This window comes from Achromobacter sp. NPDC058515 (assembly GCF_042721735.1).
Classification (GTDB): Bacteria; Pseudomonadota; Gammaproteobacteria; order Burkholderiales; family Burkholderiaceae_B; genus Achromobacter.
This window is the reverse complement of sequence record NZ_JBHXNI010000013.1, coordinates 49,511-67,274: the sequence shown is the minus strand read 5'-3', so window position 1 is coordinate 67,274 and position 17,764 is coordinate 49,511. Positions and strand designations below refer to the sequence as shown.

The following is a 17,764-nucleotide window of genomic DNA, read 5'->3' as shown; positions in this document are numbered from 1 at the left end:
GCCTGCCACCCGTTTCCGACCCCGGTTTTCTCACCACGCGACCGATGCAAAGCCAGAAGCTCAGACTGGACCGATCACGCCACGCGGCGCCCCAGGTCTTCGAACACCTACGCGAACAGATCGTGTCGCTGGAACTCGCGCCCGGCGCCCCGCTGTCGCGCATTACGCTGGCCGAAACCTACGGCCTGAGCCAGACGCCCATCCGCGACGCGCTGATGCGGCTGGCGGAAGAGGCGCTGGTCGAGATCTACCCGCAGCACACCACGGTGGTCAGCCGCATCGACATCGCCGCCGCCCGCCAGGCGCATTTCCTGCGCAGGTCGCTGGAACTGGAGATCGTGCAGATGCTGGCCCAGCGGCCGGATCCGCTGCTGTTCCAGCGCCTGCAGGCCAGCATCGACCTGCAGCGCGTCAGCCACGCCAGCGGCCAATACCAGCAGTTCATCGACGCCGACCAGGCCTTTCACCGCGACATGCACGAGGCCGCCGGCGTCACTGGCCTGTGGGAAATGGAGCAGCGCTACAGCGGCCACCTGGACCGGCTGCGCCGCCTGCACCTGCCGGAAACCGGCAAGGCCGAACGCATCCTGGACGATCACCAGCGGCTGCTGGACGCGATCGTCGCGCAGGACCCGGCGCGCGCGCAGCAGGTGCTGCGCGAGCACCTCTCCGGCACGCTCAGCCAGGTGGCCGAGATCTGCAGGCGCTATCCGGAATACGTGCTGGCGGACCAGGCTCAGTCCAGCGGATAGCGCCGGATGACGGTCTTGCCGCCGCGCTCGGCCAAGGACAGCAAGGCGTCGCCGGTCTGGTCCAGGCCCAGCAGCCCGCCCTCCTGCTCGTGCGACAGCTGGAACGGGGTCCAGGTCTTACCCTGGTCGCGGGTGTAGAAATAGGTCTTGGTGTACTCGTTGAACGAGAACAGATGGTCGGCATAGGTCTTGATGACCCAGGCATTGCCGCCAAACCAGGCATCGCCGATCCAGGCCCGCGCACCGCGCACCTTGGGCGATTCGGCGCGTTCCAGCCAGGTCCTCCCGGCCTTGTCCAGCTCGTAGACGACGTTGCCCGCGGTCTCGAATACCGGCTGGTCCCGCGTCAACGGGGCATAGGATTCCTGCGCCGGCACGGGCGCCACGGCAGGCGCGACCCGGAAGGCGGGCGACGCCCCTTCCTGGAACTCCACCTCGAAGCGCCGGGTCTCGATCACCTCGTTCTGCTCCCGCGCGCGGGGCTTGACGCGGGTGCGCCAGCTCCAGCCCACGGCCCGCCTTTCGTCAAGCGGATACAAGGACCAGTCATAGGCGAGCCGGTCCTTGCCATGCACGCTGCGTTCCCTTTCCACCGCTTCGGCGAAGCCGCGCTCGAATGCCGCCGCGTCCGGCCAGACCTGCTCCTTGAGCAAGGTCGCGGACCAGCGCCGCGCGCCATCGAAGCTGTATGCCAGACGCAGTCCCGCGGCATGCCGCTCCAGTGCGATGGCGAGATCCTGCGTGAGAAATACGGCGTTCCGCAGCGGGATGCCCAGTCTCACCTCGGGGTCGTAGGTCCAGGTGGCGCCCAGGTCGTCTGAGCGCAGGGCTTCCCAGGCGGCCGGCTGCTCGCCTTCGCCCAGGGCGCGGATGGTGCTGGTGACCAGGTAGAGCGTCTTGCCCTGCGGCGTGCCGATAAGCTCGACGCCAGTGTCCCCGCCGATGGAACCCAGCAGTTCGAACAGGCCGGTGCCACGGCCTCCATAAATGAGGTTGCGCGTGTCCAGGGTGGAGCGGCCGGCCTGCAGCATCATCATGGCAAGGTCGCCATGGCCCTGGGCCAGCGCGGTCGCGGCGCCGGCTTGCGCCCGCTGCGCAAGCTGTTCCTGCAGGCGCTCCTTCAGTGCCGGAACCAGGGTGTCCAGCACCGGCGCGCGGCCCAGGCCTTCCGCGTTCTTGCCGGTCATCAGCAATTGGCCGGTCAGCAGTTGGCGTTCGCCGTAGCGATGCATCGATACCCGCGAATACGAGGCCAGCGGCGGCCCGTTCAGTTCGCCGATCACCTCGCTGCGCGCCAGGGGTTTGCCCAACGGCGTGATCTGATAGACGCCATAGCCGAGCACCCCGGCGGCGGCGACCGCAAGGCCGCCGGCAAGCAGTCTGATGTTCATTGATCAACCAATCCTGGGCATGGCCGCCGGCGTCCCGGCCGGCCGTTGTATGGAGCGGACGGAACTATAGCGCGTCACGCCCGGTTCTCTATACTGGCGTCACGCACGCTTACCCAACCCGCCCCGCGCACCGCAACGGCAACATACGGAACCGTCCCCATGACCGCAAGGCACGCAACTCCCCTCCTCGCCCTGGCCCTGACGGCCGCGGCAGCCTGGGGCTCCCTGGCGCAGGCCGCCGCGCCCGACTGGGTGCCGGTGGACCCGCAAGCCATGCCCGGCGTCTTTTACGACAACAGCTCGATCCAGCCCGTGTCCGTGCGCCCGGCGGTGATGGCGGTGACGGTGGCGTGGTTCTATGCCCAGCCCCGCGTGTCCGAGGCCAACGGCCAGCCCTATGGCTCGGTCGTGCAGCCGGTCACGCTGAACTGCAGCGCCAATACCTATACGGTCACCGAGGTCCAGCACTACGCCGGCAACGACGCCACCGGCGCGGTCGTGGAATCCATCCCCGTGGCGGGCATCAGCAATGCGCCGGTCACGCGCGACCCGGTCCAGCGCAAGCTGCGCGAGCTGATCTGCCCGGGCGGCGGGAAAAGCGCGCGCAAGTAGGCGGCGCAGCCCTCGGCAGATGCACACTGGCGAGGGAATCGGCGGAGATACTCAGCCGGCGGCCCGACCATCCGCCCCGCTCATCCGCTGCAGCCACGCCGGCCTGGGCGAGGCGTCCAGCCAGTTCTTCACGATCAGCCCCAGCTCCGTGTCGCCGGCAATGCGCAGGCGGCGCTGGAAGAACAAGGTGTCGGCGTCGGTCTCCGCCCGCATCAGCGCCAGGAAGTCGGCCAGCCTGGCGCCCAGTTCCAATTCCGCGGGGCCTCGGTTCCAGCCCGGGCGGAATGCTCCGTCCCGCACGGCGAAGCTGCTGCGCAGCCCCAGGTCTTCCACCGTGATGGCAAAGCTGCGCCCTTCCAGTTCCGGCGGCGGCGCCAGCCACTTGAGCCGGCGCGCCAGCTCAAGGCCCGCCACGAAGTGCAAGGACACCAGCGGCGCCGGCACGCGCCGTCCCAGCTTGGCAAACACCGTCGGCAGATTCATGGCGGCGCTCATGCGGCGGCCTCCTGAAGGCCGATGCCGGCTTGTCCGTAGAAATACCCGTTGCACCGGCCGATGCCGGCGGGCGGCGATACCGGGGCTGGCTTGCCGCCCTGGCGCACGGCGTCCAACGCGGCGATCGCCTCCAGCGTGCCCGCCGATTGCGGGCTCACGCGCAGCACTTCCACGCCCATACCCGCCAGCTCGGGCGCTTCGGCCAGCAGGTCCAGACAGGCGGCCGATTGCACCTGGATGCCGTTGATGCCCAGGAACTCGCGCGATTCGCGCGTGCGCATGTCCAGCCCGTCCGGATGCTCGATGCAGCGAAAGCCGCAATCGTCTTTCTTCAGGCGGAAATGCCGCGCGGTGAAGCATCGCGCCGAAAACGCCAGCGCCATCCGGCCCCACACCATGACCTCGGCCTGCATGCCGGCCGGGCGTTCGCGCAAGAGGCGCGCCAGCGTGCTGCCGTCCATCTCCAGCGGGGCGACAAAGCGCGTGGCGCCGCGGCCGGCCAGCCAGTCCAGTGTGCCGCCATGGTAGGCGTTCATATGCGGACCGGCCACGAATGCGCGGCCGTTCAGGTGGCGCACCGCGCCCAGCTCGCCGGCTTCGACCATGAAATCTTCCTGCTCGCACAGCTTTTTCAGCGCGCTGGCTTCGGCGCCGGTTTCGATCAGGGTGCGGCCGGACAGCACGACCGACTTGCCCACCGCGCGCAGGTCGCGGGCTAGCTCCAGCCAATCGTCGGCGCGCAGTTCATGGCGCCGGCTGCACACCGTTTCACCCACGTACACGATGTCCGCCGGGCTTTCCGCCAGCGCGGCATAGAAGTCCATTGTGTGCTGCCGCGGCCAGTAGTACAGCAAGGGGCCGACTGAAATCTGGAACGGGTTTCGATTCATTTCCATGGACGTTCGAAAGCGCCTTGTGTGACTTGGGAACCCTCGGCATGGCGCGCCAGCATGGCGTTCCATTCGGGGCGCGGCGAAAAGCGCGCGGCGTCCGCGTGCACGCTGTCCAACGCGGCGCGCAAGGTGGACACCACCTGGGTGACGTAGGCCGGGCTGCGCTGGCGCCCTTCGATCTTGATGGCGGACACGCCCATTTCCGCCAGGCGCGGCAACAGGCCGATGGCGTTCAGGCTGGTCGGCTCCTCCAGCGCGTGATCCGCCTGCCCGTCCACCTCGAAGCGGCCCTTGCACAGCGTGGGATAGGCGGCGGGCTCGCCCGGTTCGTAGCGGTCGATCAGGATGCCGGACAGGCGCGCGTCCATGCGGCCGTTCTCCTCGACCCAGCGCACCGCGTGCGCGGGCGAACAGACGCCCTTGTTGTTGGGCGAGTCGCCGGTGGCATACGAGGACAGCAGGCAGCGCCCTTCGGCCATGACGCACAGGCTGCCGAAGCCGAACACCTCGACCTCGACGCTGACATTGGCGCAAATGCGGGCGATCTCGGCCAGCGTCAGCACGCGCGGCAGGACCACGCGGCGGATGCCGAACTGTTCCTTCATCAATTCGATGGCGTCGGCATGGGTGGCGGAGCCCTGCACCGACAGGTGCAGGCGCAGGTCGGGGTAGCGGTCGCTGGCGTAGGCCAGGAGGCCGGGGTCCGCCATGATCACGGCGTCCGCGCCCAGGTCGTGGGCGGCATCGACCGCGGCGCGCCATTCCTGCACCCGCCCCGCCTGCACGAAGGTATTGATGGCGAACAGCACGTGCCGGTTGCGCCGGTGCGCCAGTTCGACGCCCGCGCGGATATCGGCTTCGGTGAAATTGAGCCCGGCGAAGTTGCGGGCGTTCGTGGCGTTCTTGAGCCCGAGGTAGACGGTGTCGGCGCCCGCCTCTATCGCTGCCTTCAGCGCGGCGAGGCTGCCCGCCGGGGCCACGAGCTCGATGGGAGAGGTTCGGTTTTCCATGACGGCCAGTCTAGGGGCCGGCCGTCCCCCGGACCTTGTCGAAGATCAAACGGCGCGCAGCGCGGGGCGCGCGCTTGACGGGTGTGGGTAGTCCTAGCTTGCAGACACCCAGGCGGCCCGGTTTTGCCCCGAACAGCGGGCGCCCCAGGCGAATCAGATTTGTCCGATTATTTTTTCCAGAAATCCGGACCGGTCAAAAAGACCGACCCGTTTCACCGTGACAGAATCATTTCCCAATCCTGCCTCGGCCCACCTAGGGCACTGCCGGCCGGATTTCGATACCGCACTCTCATGTTCCGCGCCGTCGCCCGACGGCGCCAGAAGGAAGCCGCATGGCTAAGCGCGTTGCCATTATCGGACTTTCTTTCCGATTTCCCAGCACCACGAGCGACGGCTACTGGCCGGCCTTGCTGGAAGGCCGGGACCTCGTCAGCCAGGTCGCCGAGGACCGCTGGTCCCGCGACGCCTATCTGCACCCCGCCAAGGACCACCCGGGCACCGCCTATACCTTTGCCGCCGGCTCGATCGGGGACGTGGCTGGCTTTGACGCCGGATTCTTCGGCATTTCCCCGCGCGAGGCGGCCCTCATGGATCCGCAGCAGCGCCTGCTGCTGGAGATGGGCTGGGAAGCCATGGAACACGCCGGCGTCCGCCCCTCGGACCTGCGCGGCTCGGATTGCGGCGTCTATATCGGCATCGCCAGCTCCGACTATGCCTATCGCCTGGCCGAAGACCTGGGCGCCGTCGACGCCTCGATGGCGACGGGCAACACCGCCAGCATCGCCGCCAACCGGCTGTCCTACGTTTTTGACCTGCACGGGCCCAGCATCGCCATGGATACGGCGTGCTCGTCGTCCCTGGTGGCGTTCCATCAGGCCTGCCGCGCCATCATCTCCGGCGAATGCGGCCACGCGCTTGCGGGCGGCGTGAGCCTGCACCTGCATCCCTACGGCTTCATCACCTTCTCCAAGGCATCCATGCTCTCGCCGCGCGGGCGATGCAACGTCTTTGACGCGTCGGGCGACGGCTATGTCCGCTCGGAAGGCGGCGGCGTCTTCCTGTTGAAGGATTACGACCGGGCCATCGCCGACGGCAACAACATCCTGGCCGTCGTCGCGGGCTCCGCCGTCAACACCGACGGCCGCAAGTCCGGCTTGACGGTGCCCAGCGCCGACGCCCAGGCGGCGCTGATGCGCCACGCCTACGAGCAGGCAGGCATTCCGGCCGCCGATATCGATTACCTGGAAGCCCACGGCACGGGCACCGCGCTAGGCGATCCCATCGAGACGCGCGCGATCGGCGCGGCCCTGGCCCGGCAGCGCCCCAAGGACGCTCCGCTGCCTATCGGGTCGGTCAAGAGCAATCTGGGCCACCTGGAGGCCGCCTCGGGCGTGGCCGGCCTGGTCAAGGCCATCCATGTGCTGCGCCACCGTGTCGTGCCCGCCACGATCGGCATCAAGACGCTCAATCCGAAGATCGAATTCCAGAACTGGAATCTCGACGTCGTCACGCAGAACCGCAAGCTGCGCGCAACGGGCAAGCTGGTGGTCGGCGTGAACTCGTTCGGCTTCGGCGGTGCCAACGCCCACGTCATCCTGGAAAGCGCGCCGCAGCGCAATCTGGCCGCAGAAGGCAAGCTGGCCAAGACGGCGCCGATTCCCATCGTGGTGTCCGGCAAGTCGCCCCAGGCGCTGAAGGCCGCCGCGGCGCAGATGGCCCGGGCGCTGCGGGACCAGCCTGCCAGATTCCTCTACAACGCCGGCTACCAGGCCGCCATGCGCCGCGACTGGCACGCTGAACGCGCGGTCGTCTTCGGCACCCAATGCAACGGCGTGGCGGACCAGCTGCAGCAGTTTGCCGACGGCGCGGCGGCCACCCCTGAAGTCGTCTCCGGCGCTGAACAGGAAAACGCGCGAGGCCCGGTTTTCGTGTTTTCCGGCAACGGCTCGCAATGGGCCGGCATGGGGCGGCGCTTGCTGGCCGATCCGGTGTTTGCCGCGGCCGTGGACGAAGTCGATGCCTTGTTCTCGCAGTACGCCGATTTCTCGCTGCGCCGCGAATTGGCGGGCGAGAACGGCGATGACCGCTACCAGCGCACCGAAATCGCCCAGCCCGCGCTGTTCGCGGTGCAGGTGGGCATTACCCGCATGCTGGGGCAACGCGGCGTGATCCCGTCCGCCGTCATTGGCCACAGCGTCGGAGAAGTCGCCGCCGCCTGGGCTTGCGGCGCCCTGAGCCTGCCCGACGCCGTCAGCGTCATTTTCCAGCGCAGCCGCCTGCAAGGCCTGACCCAAGGCCTGGGCCGCATGACCGCCGTGGGCATGAACGGCGAAGCAGCGCTGGCATTGATTGCCCAGCTGGGCCTGGCGGACCGGCTATGCGTTGCCGGCTTCAACAGCAGCCTGGGCGCCACCGTCGCCGGCGCGCCCGAGGCCCTGGCCCGGCTTGAAGCCGCGCTGGCGGAGCAGTCCCTGTTCTTTCGCCGGCTGGATCTGGACTACGCGTTCCACAGCCCCGCGATGGACGCCATCGAGACCGGCGTGCGCGAGGCCTTGCGGCACATCCGGCCGCGCGCCAGTTGCGTGCCCTTCCATTCGACCGTGACCGGCTCCCTGCTGGACGGCGCCGAGCTCACCGCCGATTACTGGTGGCGCAACGTGCGCGAACCGGTGCGCTTGGAACAGGCTGCGCACCGATTGGCCACCGAAGGCAGCAACGTTTTCGTCGAGGTGGGGCCCCACCCCGTGCTGCGTTCCTACCTGAATGACGCCCTCAAGGCCGTGGACATGCCAGGCCGCGTGCTTGGCACCGCCGCCCGTGGCGGCGACGATCCCGAAAGAATCTGGGCCGCCGCCGGACAAGTCATCGTCAGCGGCGCCCAGGTCGACCTCCAGTCCCTGTTCCCCTGGGAAGGCCCGCCGGTGGACCTGCCGACCTACCCGTGGCAGCGCGAGCGCCACTGGCATGCGACGACGCCCGAGTCGCTGGGCCTGCTGACCCGCCGGCTGGCCCATCCCTTGCTGGGCTACCCCGTGCAACAGCACGAACACGTTTGGGAAAACCGGCTGGACACGCAGTCCCACCCCACGCTCGCCGACCACGTGGTCGGCGACGCCGTGGTGTTCCCCGGCACGGGCTTTGCCGAAATCGCCCTGGCCGCGGCCCTGCGCTGGCAGGACGCGGGCTGCGCCGAGCTCGAAGAGCTGGAGATTCACGCCCCGCTGCTGCTGAACGCCTCGCCCGGCAAGCTGACCCGCTTTCTGCTGGACGACGCGGACGGGCGCTTTCGCATCATGGCCAAGGACGGCAACAGCGCCGAACCCTGGGCCAGGCACGCCAGCGGCCGCCTGCTGCGCGAACCCGGGCTCGCCCGCCTGCCGCAAGCCGCCCTGGTCCTGCCAGGCCGCTCCCCCGACTTCACGGGCGAGGCGCACAGCGTCCTGACCCGCGCCGTCGGCCTGGACTATGGGCCTGCGTTCCGCGCCGTGTCCCATGGCTGGGTCGAATCCGATACCTGCGTCCTGGCCGTCCTTCACGCCAACGCCGGACTGGACGCCGAACTGGCCGCCACGCACCTGCATCCGGCGCTGCTGGACTGCGCCTTCCAGCTCGTCATCCAGTTATTGCGAGACGACCCCGCCATGGATCAGGGCATCGCCTTCGTGCCGGCCAAGATCGGCCGCCTGAGCCTGCGAGCAAACGCCGGCCAGCCCAGCGCAGCGCGCGTCAGGCTTGAGCGCCGCGCACCGCACTCCCTGACCGCAAGCGTCGAACTCTACAACGCGGAGGGCGAACCCGTCGCCATGGTCGAGCAGGCGCGCTTTCGCAGCATCCGCTTGCGCAAACCCGCCGCGCATCAGCTCAGTTTCCTGGACTGCGTTGCCACGCCGCGCCCCCACGCGCCTTTCGGGCCTAACCCGGTGGACCACGCAGGCCTGCGCGCCGCCTTGGAGCAGGCCATCGCATCCAGCGCCGCCGACGGCGCGCACATCCGCTACGCGCAAGAAGTGGATCCCTTGCTGGAAAGCCTCTGCCACGCCTTTGCGCGGGACGCCCTGCGCCGCCTCGCGCCGGACGGCCGCCTGCTGCCCCAGGCCCTGGCCGCCGAGCTGGCGCGCCATGCGCCCGACTCCGCGCTGCTGCTCAAGCACGCCATTTCCCGCCTGGCCGCGGCGGGCTACGCCGAACCCAGCGCCGCGGGCGTGCAACTGCCCGCCCCGGCTGGCGATGAAAGCGGCGCCTTGGATATCTGGAACACGCTGCTGCGCGAATACCCCGACCACGCACGGATCGTCCATGCCGTGGGCCGGGTGGGGATGCACCTGCCCGCCCTGTTGCGCGGCGAGGCCACGCTGGACGCGATCTGCCCGCAGGCCGCCACGCCCGCCTCCCTCAACCTGGGCGCATTGGGCGCGGCGAGCGCGCAACGCCTGGGCAATGCCCTGCGCGCCGTCCTGCAGGCCGCCCAGGCCAGGCGCCTGCCCGGCCAGCGCCTGGCCATCACGGAAATCGGCCAGGCCACGCCGCTCTTCGGCTTCAGCTGCTGCGACGGCCTGGACTTCAACGTCGCCGACTATTGCTACGCAACCGACCGCCCTGATGTGCTGGAACACGCAGGCCAGCAACTGGCGGAACGTTTTCCCCACGCTTGCACCGAACTGATCGCCGAAGGCGGCGCCGCCCCGCGATCCGACCTGGCGCTCTTCCATTGCGAGTTCGACACGCTGGAAGCCGCCCGCGCCGCGCTGCGCCACGCCCGCGCCAGCCTGCGCCCCGGGGGCCTGCTGCTGCTGAGCGGCACGCACCCCGCGGCCTGGGCTGACTTGGTTTTCGGCGGCAGGAAAAGCTGGTGGCAAACCGGAGAAAACGGAGAACAGCTGTCGACCCAACAGCCCGTCGACTTCTGGCGGGATGAACTGCAGGCGCTGGGCCTGCAATGTGATGCCACGCTGGAATTCCCGGGGTCGCCAGCCACGGGCGCGTACCTGTTGACGGCCCGCCTGGACGACACGCAGGCGGCGCCCGCAATTCCCGCCGGCTGCGTACCCGCCCACTGGCTGATCCTGGCCGACAGGAACCCCGAGGACGGCGCCGGCCTGGCTCCGTCGCTCGCCGCCAGGCTGACGGCCGCCGGCCATCGCGTCCGGGTGGCTAGCGGCGTCGCGCCCGATGCGCTGGACGACCTGCTGCGCGATGGCGCCGCGGGCCCGGTGCAGCATGTCGTGCACCTGGACGGACTGGCGTGGGCCGATGCCCGCGTCACGCCTGACGATCTGCTGGCCAGGCAGACCCGGCGCTGCGCGCTGGCGGCTGCGGTTGTCCAGGCATGCGAGCGCGCGCGGACGCCCGCCACCGTCTGGCTGATCACCGCCGACGCCGTGCAGTATCTGCGCAACCTGCCCATCGAACCGGCCGGCATGCACGCCCTGAACGATGCCGCGCTTTGGGGCTACGGGCGCACGCTGGCCAATGAGGCGTCCGGCTTGCGCATCCGCATGCTCGACCTGTCCTTGTCCCGCGCCGGCCGGCTGGCCGATGCGCTCGCGCGCGAACTGTCCCAGGCCGACGAAGAAGATGAAATCGTCCTCACGGAATCCGGCGAACGCTACGCGCTGCGCCTGCGCCTGGCGCCGCCTCCGTTCCAGGGTAGCGATGCGCCCGCCTCCCGCGCCGTGAGGCTGGGCTTTGAGTTCCCGGGCCAATTGCGCAACCTGCGCTGGGAAGCCTGTGCCGCGCCCGCGCCGGGCGACGATGAACTGGAAGTGAAGATCGAGGCCACCGGCCTGAACTTCCGCGATGTCATGTACGCCCTGGGCCTGTTGTCCGACGAAGCCATCGAGAACGGCTTCGCGGGCCCCACCCTCGGCCTGGAGTTCGCGGGGACGGTGACCCGCGCCGGCTCCCGCGTGGAGGGCTACGCCGCGGGCGACGCCGTCGTCGGCTTTGGCCCGGCCAGCTTCGGCAATCTCGTTCTGACCAGGCCCGGCGCCATCTCGCGCATCCCGAACGGCTTTTCATTCGAAGCCGCCGCCACCCTCCCCAGCGCCTTCTTCACCGTCTACTACGCGCTGCATCACCTGGCGCGCCTGGAAGCCGGCGAGAGCATCCTGATCCACGGCGCCGCCGGCGGCGTCGGCATCGCCGCCATCCAGTTGGCGCAATGGCTGGGCGCAGACATCCACGCCACCGCCGGTTCCGACGAAAAGCGCGACTTGCTGCGCCTGATGGGGGTGCGCCATATCCATGATTCGCGGTCCTTGTCCTATGCCGACGAGATCCTGGCGGACACCCGGGGCCGCGGCGTCGACGTGGTCCTGAACTCCCTTGCCGGCGAAGCGATCAACCGCAACCTGCGCGTGCTCAAGCCGTTTGGCCGCTACCTGGAACTGGGCAAGCGCGACTTCTACGAGAACACCCGCATCGGCCTGCGCCCGTTCCGCAACAACATCAGCTACTTCGGCATCGATGCCGACCAGCTGATGAACGAACGCCCTGAGCTGACGCAGCGGCTATTTGCGCAGATGATGGACCTGTTCCGCCAGGGCGCGCTGCATCCGCTGCCCTATTGCGCATTCGACGCGAACGACATCGTCGACGCCTTCCGCTATATGCAGCAGGCCCGGCAGATCGGCAAGATCGTCGTCACCTATCGCAACGGCATCGGCGGCGTCCACGCCCCCGCGCGGCAAGCGGCGCCCGGCCTGGCCCTGCCCGCGCAAGCCAGCTACCTGGTCACCGGCGGGCTGGGCGGGTTTGGCCTGCGCACCGCGCAATGGCTGGCCGACAAGGGCGCGCGCAACCTGATCCTGATCAGCCGCGGCGGCCCCGCCAGCGCCGCCGCGCAAGCCGCCGTCGCCGCCTTCGAGGCCCAGGGCGTCCGCGTCCTGGCGGCGGCCTGCGACGTCGCCGACCGGGATGCCCTGGCGCGGCTGCTGGACCACGCCGCGGCCACGATGCCCCCTCTCAAGGGCGTGGTGCACGCCGCGGCCGTCATCGACGACGGCCTGGCGCGCAACGCCACCGCCGCGCAGATCGAACGCGTCCTGGCCCCCAAGGTCCTGGGCGCCCGCCATCTGCATGAACTGACCCGGCGCCTGCCGCTGGACCTTTTCATCTGCTATTCGTCCGCCACCACGCTGTTCGGCAACCCCGGCCAGAGCAGCTATGTGGCCGCCAACAGCTGGCTGGAGCGCCTGGCCGCCCAACGCCGCGCGGAAGGCCTGCCCGCCACCTGCGTGCGCTGGGGCGCCATCGACGACGTCGGCTTCCTGGCCCGCAATGCAAAGATCAAGGAGGCCCTGCAAAGCCGGATGGGCGGCGGCGCCCTGGCATCCGAAACGGCGCTGGATGCGCTGGAACGCATGCTGGCCGCCGACGTATCCGGCCTGGGCGTGCTGGAACTGGATTGGCTTGCGCTCAGCCGCCACCTGCCTACCGCTGGCCTGCCGAAGTTCTCGGACATCGCGCGGCAGGCGGGAGACAGCGGCGAGCACGACAGCGGCGCCGACGACGTCGCGCACCTGGTCGCCACCCTGGACGACACCGCCCTGCGCGAACGATTCACCGAAATGCTGAAGGCCGAGATCGGTGAAATCCTGCGCGTCTCGCCCGACAAGATCGAGGCCGCCCAGTCCGTCTACGACCTGGGCCTGGACTCGCTGATGGGCGTGGAGCTGGTCGTGGCGCTGGAGAACCGCTTTGGCATCCGTCTGCCTGTCATGGCGCTCAGCGAAAGCCCCACCCCGGCCAAATTGGCCGAAAGGCTGGTGCTGCTGCTGCGCGACGGACACGGCGACGCGCCGGGCGACGCCGTGTCCGACAGCGTGCAGCAGGCTATTGCGCATCACGCGGCCGACGTCGACGCGGGCGCGGTATCGACGTTTGTCGACGAGCTCAAGACGAACGGCTGCCTTCCCAAGCAGCGCATGATCCAGTAGGCCTGACCCATTGAACACCGTGAACAGGCTGCCTGGCCTTGCCGCCGGCATCAAGGACAAGCTGATCCAGCAGGCGCTGGAGCGCAAGCTGCGCCAGGCTTGCGCGCCAGGAGCGCAGGCGCCGGCCCGCCCCGCGGAAAAGAAAGCGGAAGTTCCCGAAGAGCACTACCGCTTTCACCTGCACCCCGGCTATCAGCAACTGCGCATCATCAACGACGGCGCGAAACGGCTGGGCGTGAAGAATCCCTTCTTCACACTGCATGATGGCGCCGCCGGTTCCGGCACGACCATCGGCGGCCGCGCGTTCATCAACTACGCCAGCTACAACTACCTGGACATGTCGGGCGACCCGGTGGTGGCCGAAGCGGCCAAGGCCGCCATCGACCGCTATGGCACCTCGGTGTCCGCCAGCCGCCTGGTCTCGGGCGAACGCCCGGTGCACCGCGAACTGGAAATGGAAATCGCCTCGCTGTACGGCGCGGACGACGCCATCACGTTCGTCAGCGGCCATGCCACGAACGTGTCCACCATCGGCTATCTGTTCGGCCCGCGCGACCTGGTGCTGCACGACGAACTGATCCACAACAGCGTGCTGCAGGGCATCCAGCTGTCCGGCGCCAGCCGCCTGCCCTTCCCCCACAACGACTGGGAAGCGCTGCACGCCATCCTGAACGAACAGCGCCACAAATTCGAACGCGTGCTCATCGTGCTGGAAGGCATCTACAGCATGGACGGCGACTATCCCGACCTGCCCCGCTTTGTCGACATCAAGCAGCGGCACCGCGCCTTCCTGATGGTGGACGAGGCCCATTCGCTCGGCGTCATGGGTGCGCGCGGCTACGGCATACGCGAGCATTTCGGCCTGGATGGGAAGGACGTGGATATCTGGATGGGTACGCTGAGCAAGACGCTGGCGGGCTGCGGCGGGTATATCGCCGGCGAAACCGCGCTGGTGGAGCACCTGAAGTTCCTGGCGCCGGGCTTTCTGTACAGCGTGGGGATGCCGCCCAGCGTCGCTGCCGCGTCCCTGGCCGCGCTGCTGCGCATGAAGCAACTGCCGGATCGCGTGGCGACCCTGCAGGCGCGGGGCAAGTATTTCCTGGAACAGGCAAGGGCCGCGGGCATCGACACTGGAACGAGCACCGGCCTGGCCGTGGTGCCGGCGATTACGGGAAGCTCATTGAAAGCGACGCGGATGTCCGCGGCCTTGTTCCAGCAGGGAATCAACGTCCAGCCGATTCTTTATCCGGCGGTGCCGGAGAAATCGGCCAGGTTGAGATTCTTCATTTCCTGTACGCATACGGAAGAACAGATCCGGACGACGATCCAGAGCCTGTCGTCCGTCAAGCAGGCGTGACACCGTGCGGACAGGAACCTACTCGCGCCAGCTAGCGCGCCTGCCGGGGCTGCAGGCCCTGCTTGGACAGCCGGTCGTCCATCTGGGCGCCGGCCGGTCTCCCCGCAATGCCGGTGTCACGTCGCTGGCGGGCTGGGGTCTTCAACCCACAACCGCCATGCCCCGCAAGATCGCGCAGCGCGAGAACCTCCCGTTCATCTCACTGGAGGACGGCTTTCTGCGCTCGTTCGGCACGGGTCCCGCCTACCCCTCGCTCTCCCTCGTTGTAGACGATCGGGGAATCTACTACGCCGCAGACCGGGAATCCGCCCTGGAGAACCTGCTGGAGCACGGCGGCGACCTGCTGTCCGGGCCCGGCGCGGACTACTTCCAGGCGCGTCAGCAGATTCTCATGTTCGGGCTCGGCAAGTACAACCTCGCGCCGGACCTGGCCTCCCTGCCCAATGTCAACAACGGCCCGCGCGTCCTCGTCGTCGACCAGACCGTGGGCGATTCCAGCGTCCGGTATGGCCTGGCCAGCGCGGAAACCTTCCTGCACATGCTGGAGGCCGCCAGAGCGGAAAACCCGGGCGCGACGATCTACGTCAAGACCCATCCCGAGGTTGCGGGCGGGGCCAAGAAAGGATACTTGTCCGGGATTTGCGGCGATGCCCGGACCGTTCTGCTGCGCGAGCCCATGGCGCCCTCCAGCCTGTTCAAGTGGATGGACCGCGTCTATGTCGTCACGTCGCACATGGGATTTGAAGCGCTGCTGCATGGGCGCCGCGTCACCTGCTTCGGCATGCCCTGGTATGCCGGCTGGGGCGCGACCGACGACCGCGTCCATTGCAGGCGGCGCACGCGCGGCCGCAGCGTCGACGAACTCTTTTCCGCCGCCTACCTGCACTACACGCGATACCTGAACCCCGAGACCCTGGAGCGGGGCACGATCTTTGACGTCATCGGCTGGCTCACCCTGCAGCGCCGCATGCGGCAGGCGATGGACGGCCGGATGATCGCGATAGGCTATCGGCGCTGGAAGGCGGAGAACGTACGGCCGTTCCTGGGCCTGGACCGTCGCCGCGTGCATTTCGTCCCGACGGCGACAGCCGCCGCCTCGCTGCGTCCGGGGCCCAAAGACCGCCTCGTTGTCTGGGGCTCCTCGCCGACGCTGGAGGTCATCGCCTTGGCCGAAAGTTCCGGCGCCCCGCTCCTGCGCATGGAAGACGGGTTCGTGCGCTCCGTGGGGCTGGGGTCCGACTTCGTCGCTCCGCACGCCCTGGTCATGGACAGCCGCGGACTGTATTTCGACGCCCGGCAGCCGCATGATCTCGAAGTCCTGCTCAACACCCGCGCATTCACGGCCAGGGACACCGAAAGAGCGCGCGCGGTGCGCCAGCTGATGGTTGAAAATGCGCTGACCAAATACAACGTCGAACCGACACGCGCGCCGTCCTGGCGCCATGCCGGCCGCTACGTCATCCTGGTTCCCGGCCAGGTTGAAGACGACGCGTCGATCCGGCATGGCTGCGGCGCCGTTCGCGACAACCTCGCATTGCTGCGCGCCGCCCGCGAGGCGCATCCCGAAGCCTTCCTGGTCTACAAGCCTCATCCCGACGTAGGCGCGCGCAATCGAAAGGGCAAGGTGCACCGCCGGGACGCCCTGCGCTATGCCGATCATGTCGAGACCGAGGTATCGATCATCAACTGCATCGATGCCGCCGACGAAGTGCACACGATGACCTCGTTAAGCGGGTTCGACGCGCTCTTGCGGGGCAAATCCGTCGTGACCTACGGCATGCCCTTTTACGCAGGCTGGGGCCTGACCACCGACCACATGCCGCCCCGGCGGCGCGAGCGCCAACTTGATCTCGACCAGCTTGTCGCCGGGGCCATGCTGCACTATCCGACCTATTGGGACTGGACGCTCAACGGCTACGCCACCTGCGAAGCCGCATTGCGCAGGATCATCTCGCGGCGCGCGGAACTGCTCCGCGGCGAGCATCCCGAGCCGTTGAGAAAGACGTTTCTACAACGCCAGTTCCACAAGATCAAACTCGGCGCAAAGGCAAAATTCCTGGCGGCCCGATGACAGGCAGGCAACGCTTTCTTTTCCTGCAAGGCGTCTGCTCGCCATTTTTTCCTGAGCTTGCGAAAGCGCTGCGGCAACTCGGCCATTGCGTGCGCAAGGTCAACTTCAGCGTGGGCGACAGCATCTATTGGCGCCAGGGCGAGACCGTTCCGTTCAGAGGCCCGATGGACAGGCTGGGCGACTTCTACCGCAGCCTGTACGCGACCCGCGGGATTTCGGATGTCGTGCTGTTTGGCGATTGCCGGCCGGTTCACCGCCCGGCCGTCAGCATCGCCAAGGAGGCAGGCATACGCGTCCACGTTTTCGAAGAAGGGTACTTCCGCCCTCATTGGGTCACTTTGGAACGCGACGGCGTCAATGGCCATTCCGGCATGCCGCGGGATCCGGATTGGTATCGCGAGCAGGCCAAGCGCCTTCCGCACTTTGACAACGGGACCCCGTTCGCCTCGCCGTTCTGGCAGCGGGCCGCCTACGACGTCGGCTACAACTTCTGGGCCGGCGCCAATCCGATACTGCATCGCGGCGTCCGCAGCCATGTGCCCTACTCGCCGCTTACCGAGTACCTCGGCTATGTGAAGCGGGGAATCCGCCTGAAACGCCATGCCGCGCTCTCCAGACGCCTGGAGGCAACACTGATCGCGCAAGCGTACCGCGCGCCCTTCTTCCTGATGCCTCTGCAATTGTCGACGGATGCGCAAATCGTGCACCACTCCCCCTTTCCGAGCATGGAGGATGCCCTGCACCAGGCCTTGGCCTCTTTCGCCAGGCATGCTCCCTTGCACACGCGCTTTGCGGCAAAGATCCACCCGCTGGATCCCGGCCTGGTCGACTACCGGCGAAACCTGTTCCGGCTGGCGCATGAGCTGGGCGTCGCCGACCGCGTCTTCTATCTGGAAAGCGGCAATCTGCCTGCGCTGCTTACACATGCGGCCGGCGTGGTGACAGTCAACAGCACGGTGGGCGCATCTGCCCTGATCCACGCCCGGCCGACGATTGCGCTGGGCAGCGCGCTGTACGGCCTCCCGGGATTGACGTTCCAGCACGGACTGGACAGCTTCTGGGAACAAGGGCAAAAGCCCGACGCAGCCCTGTTCAGGAATTTCAGGGATGTGGTCATTGCCAAGACCCAGGTAAACGGCGGGTTCTATACCGGGGAAGGCATACGCCTTGCTGTGCGGAATTCGCTTCCCCGGTTGGCGCCCCGGGAGTTGGAGCAGGCGTCGCCTGACGCGTGAAGCGGCGGTGA

At 68.2% G+C, this 17,764-nt stretch carries 10 protein-coding genes; 6 read left to right on the top strand and 4 right to left on the bottom strand.

Going from position 1 to position 17,764, the window contains the following annotated elements; genetic code table 11:
* Window positions 1-44: 44 nt before the first annotated feature.
* Entirely contained in the window at window positions 45-752 is a 708-nt protein-coding gene (locus ACFWP0_RS21115; protein ID WP_377845307.1) for a GntR family transcriptional regulator, read from the top strand.
* On the opposite strand, the gene ACFWP0_RS21110 is transcribed toward ACFWP0_RS21115, so the two are convergent.
* Window positions 737-2,143, bottom strand: a complete 1,407-nt coding sequence (locus ACFWP0_RS21110; protein WP_377845305.1) for a hypothetical protein — start codon at window positions 2,141-2,143, stop codon at window positions 737-739. The two genes, ACFWP0_RS21115 and ACFWP0_RS21110, sit on opposite strands and share 16 nt — an antisense overlap.
* 159 nt (window positions 2,144-2,302) lie before the next feature.
* Between ACFWP0_RS21110 and ACFWP0_RS21105 the strand changes: the two genes are divergently transcribed.
* On the top strand, window positions 2,303-2,755 hold the full coding sequence (locus ACFWP0_RS21105) for a surface-adhesin E family protein (RefSeq protein WP_377845303.1): 453 nt from the start codon (window positions 2,303-2,305) through the stop codon (window positions 2,753-2,755).
* A gap of 51 nt (window positions 2,756-2,806) precedes the next feature.
* Here the strand turns inward: ACFWP0_RS21105 and ACFWP0_RS21100 are convergent, their stop codons facing one another.
* Genes ACFWP0_RS21100 through ACFWP0_RS21090 form a run of 3 tightly spaced genes read right to left on the bottom strand, consistent with a single transcriptional unit; the run spans window position 2,807 to window position 5,153 of the window.
* Window positions 2,807-3,250, bottom strand: a complete 444-nt coding sequence (locus ACFWP0_RS21100) for an SCP2 domain-containing protein (RefSeq protein WP_377845301.1) — start codon at window positions 3,248-3,250, stop codon at window positions 2,807-2,809.
* The gene (locus ACFWP0_RS21095) at window positions 3,247-4,146 is read right to left on the bottom strand and encodes a U32 family peptidase (protein ID WP_377845299.1); all 900 of its coding nucleotides are present in this window, start codon (window positions 4,144-4,146) and stop codon (window positions 3,247-3,249) included. Before ACFWP0_RS21095 ends, ACFWP0_RS21100 begins: the two co-directional genes overlap by 4 nt.
* On the bottom strand, window positions 4,137-5,153 hold the full coding sequence (locus ACFWP0_RS21090; protein WP_377845298.1) for a peptidase U32 family protein: 1,017 nt from the start codon (window positions 5,151-5,153) through the stop codon (window positions 4,137-4,139). The genes ACFWP0_RS21095 and ACFWP0_RS21090 overlap by 10 nt, the downstream gene beginning before the upstream one ends.
* Window positions 5,154-5,485: 332 nt before the next feature.
* Between ACFWP0_RS21090 and ACFWP0_RS21085 the strand changes: the two genes are divergently transcribed.
* The 4 genes from ACFWP0_RS21085 (at window position 5,486) to ACFWP0_RS21070 (ending at window position 17,753) form a co-directional block, all read left to right on the top strand.
* Window positions 5,486-13,090, top strand: coding sequence for an SDR family NAD(P)-dependent oxidoreductase (locus ACFWP0_RS21085; protein ID WP_377845296.1), 7,605 nt, complete (start codon window positions 5,486-5,488; stop codon window positions 13,088-13,090).
* Between the two features lie 19 nt (window positions 13,091-13,109).
* Window positions 13,110-14,447 (top strand): aminotransferase class I/II-fold pyridoxal phosphate-dependent enzyme, encoded by a 1,338-nt coding sequence (locus ACFWP0_RS21080; protein ID WP_377845294.1) that lies wholly within the window; start codon window positions 13,110-13,112, stop codon window positions 14,445-14,447.
* 4 nt (window positions 14,448-14,451) lie between these two features.
* Window positions 14,452-16,518 carry a capsular polysaccharide biosynthesis protein gene (locus ACFWP0_RS21075; protein WP_377845292.1) on the top strand — a complete coding sequence of 689 codons (2,067 nt, stop codon included), beginning with the start codon at window positions 14,452-14,454 and terminating at the stop codon, window positions 16,516-16,518.
* 110 nt (window positions 16,519-16,628) lie between these two features.
* The gene (locus ACFWP0_RS21070; protein ID WP_377845290.1) at window positions 16,629-17,753 is read left to right on the top strand and encodes a capsule biosynthesis protein; all 1,125 of its coding nucleotides are present in this window, start codon (window positions 16,629-16,631) and stop codon (window positions 17,751-17,753) included.
* The last annotated feature ends 11 nt before the right edge of the window (window positions 17,754-17,764 follow it).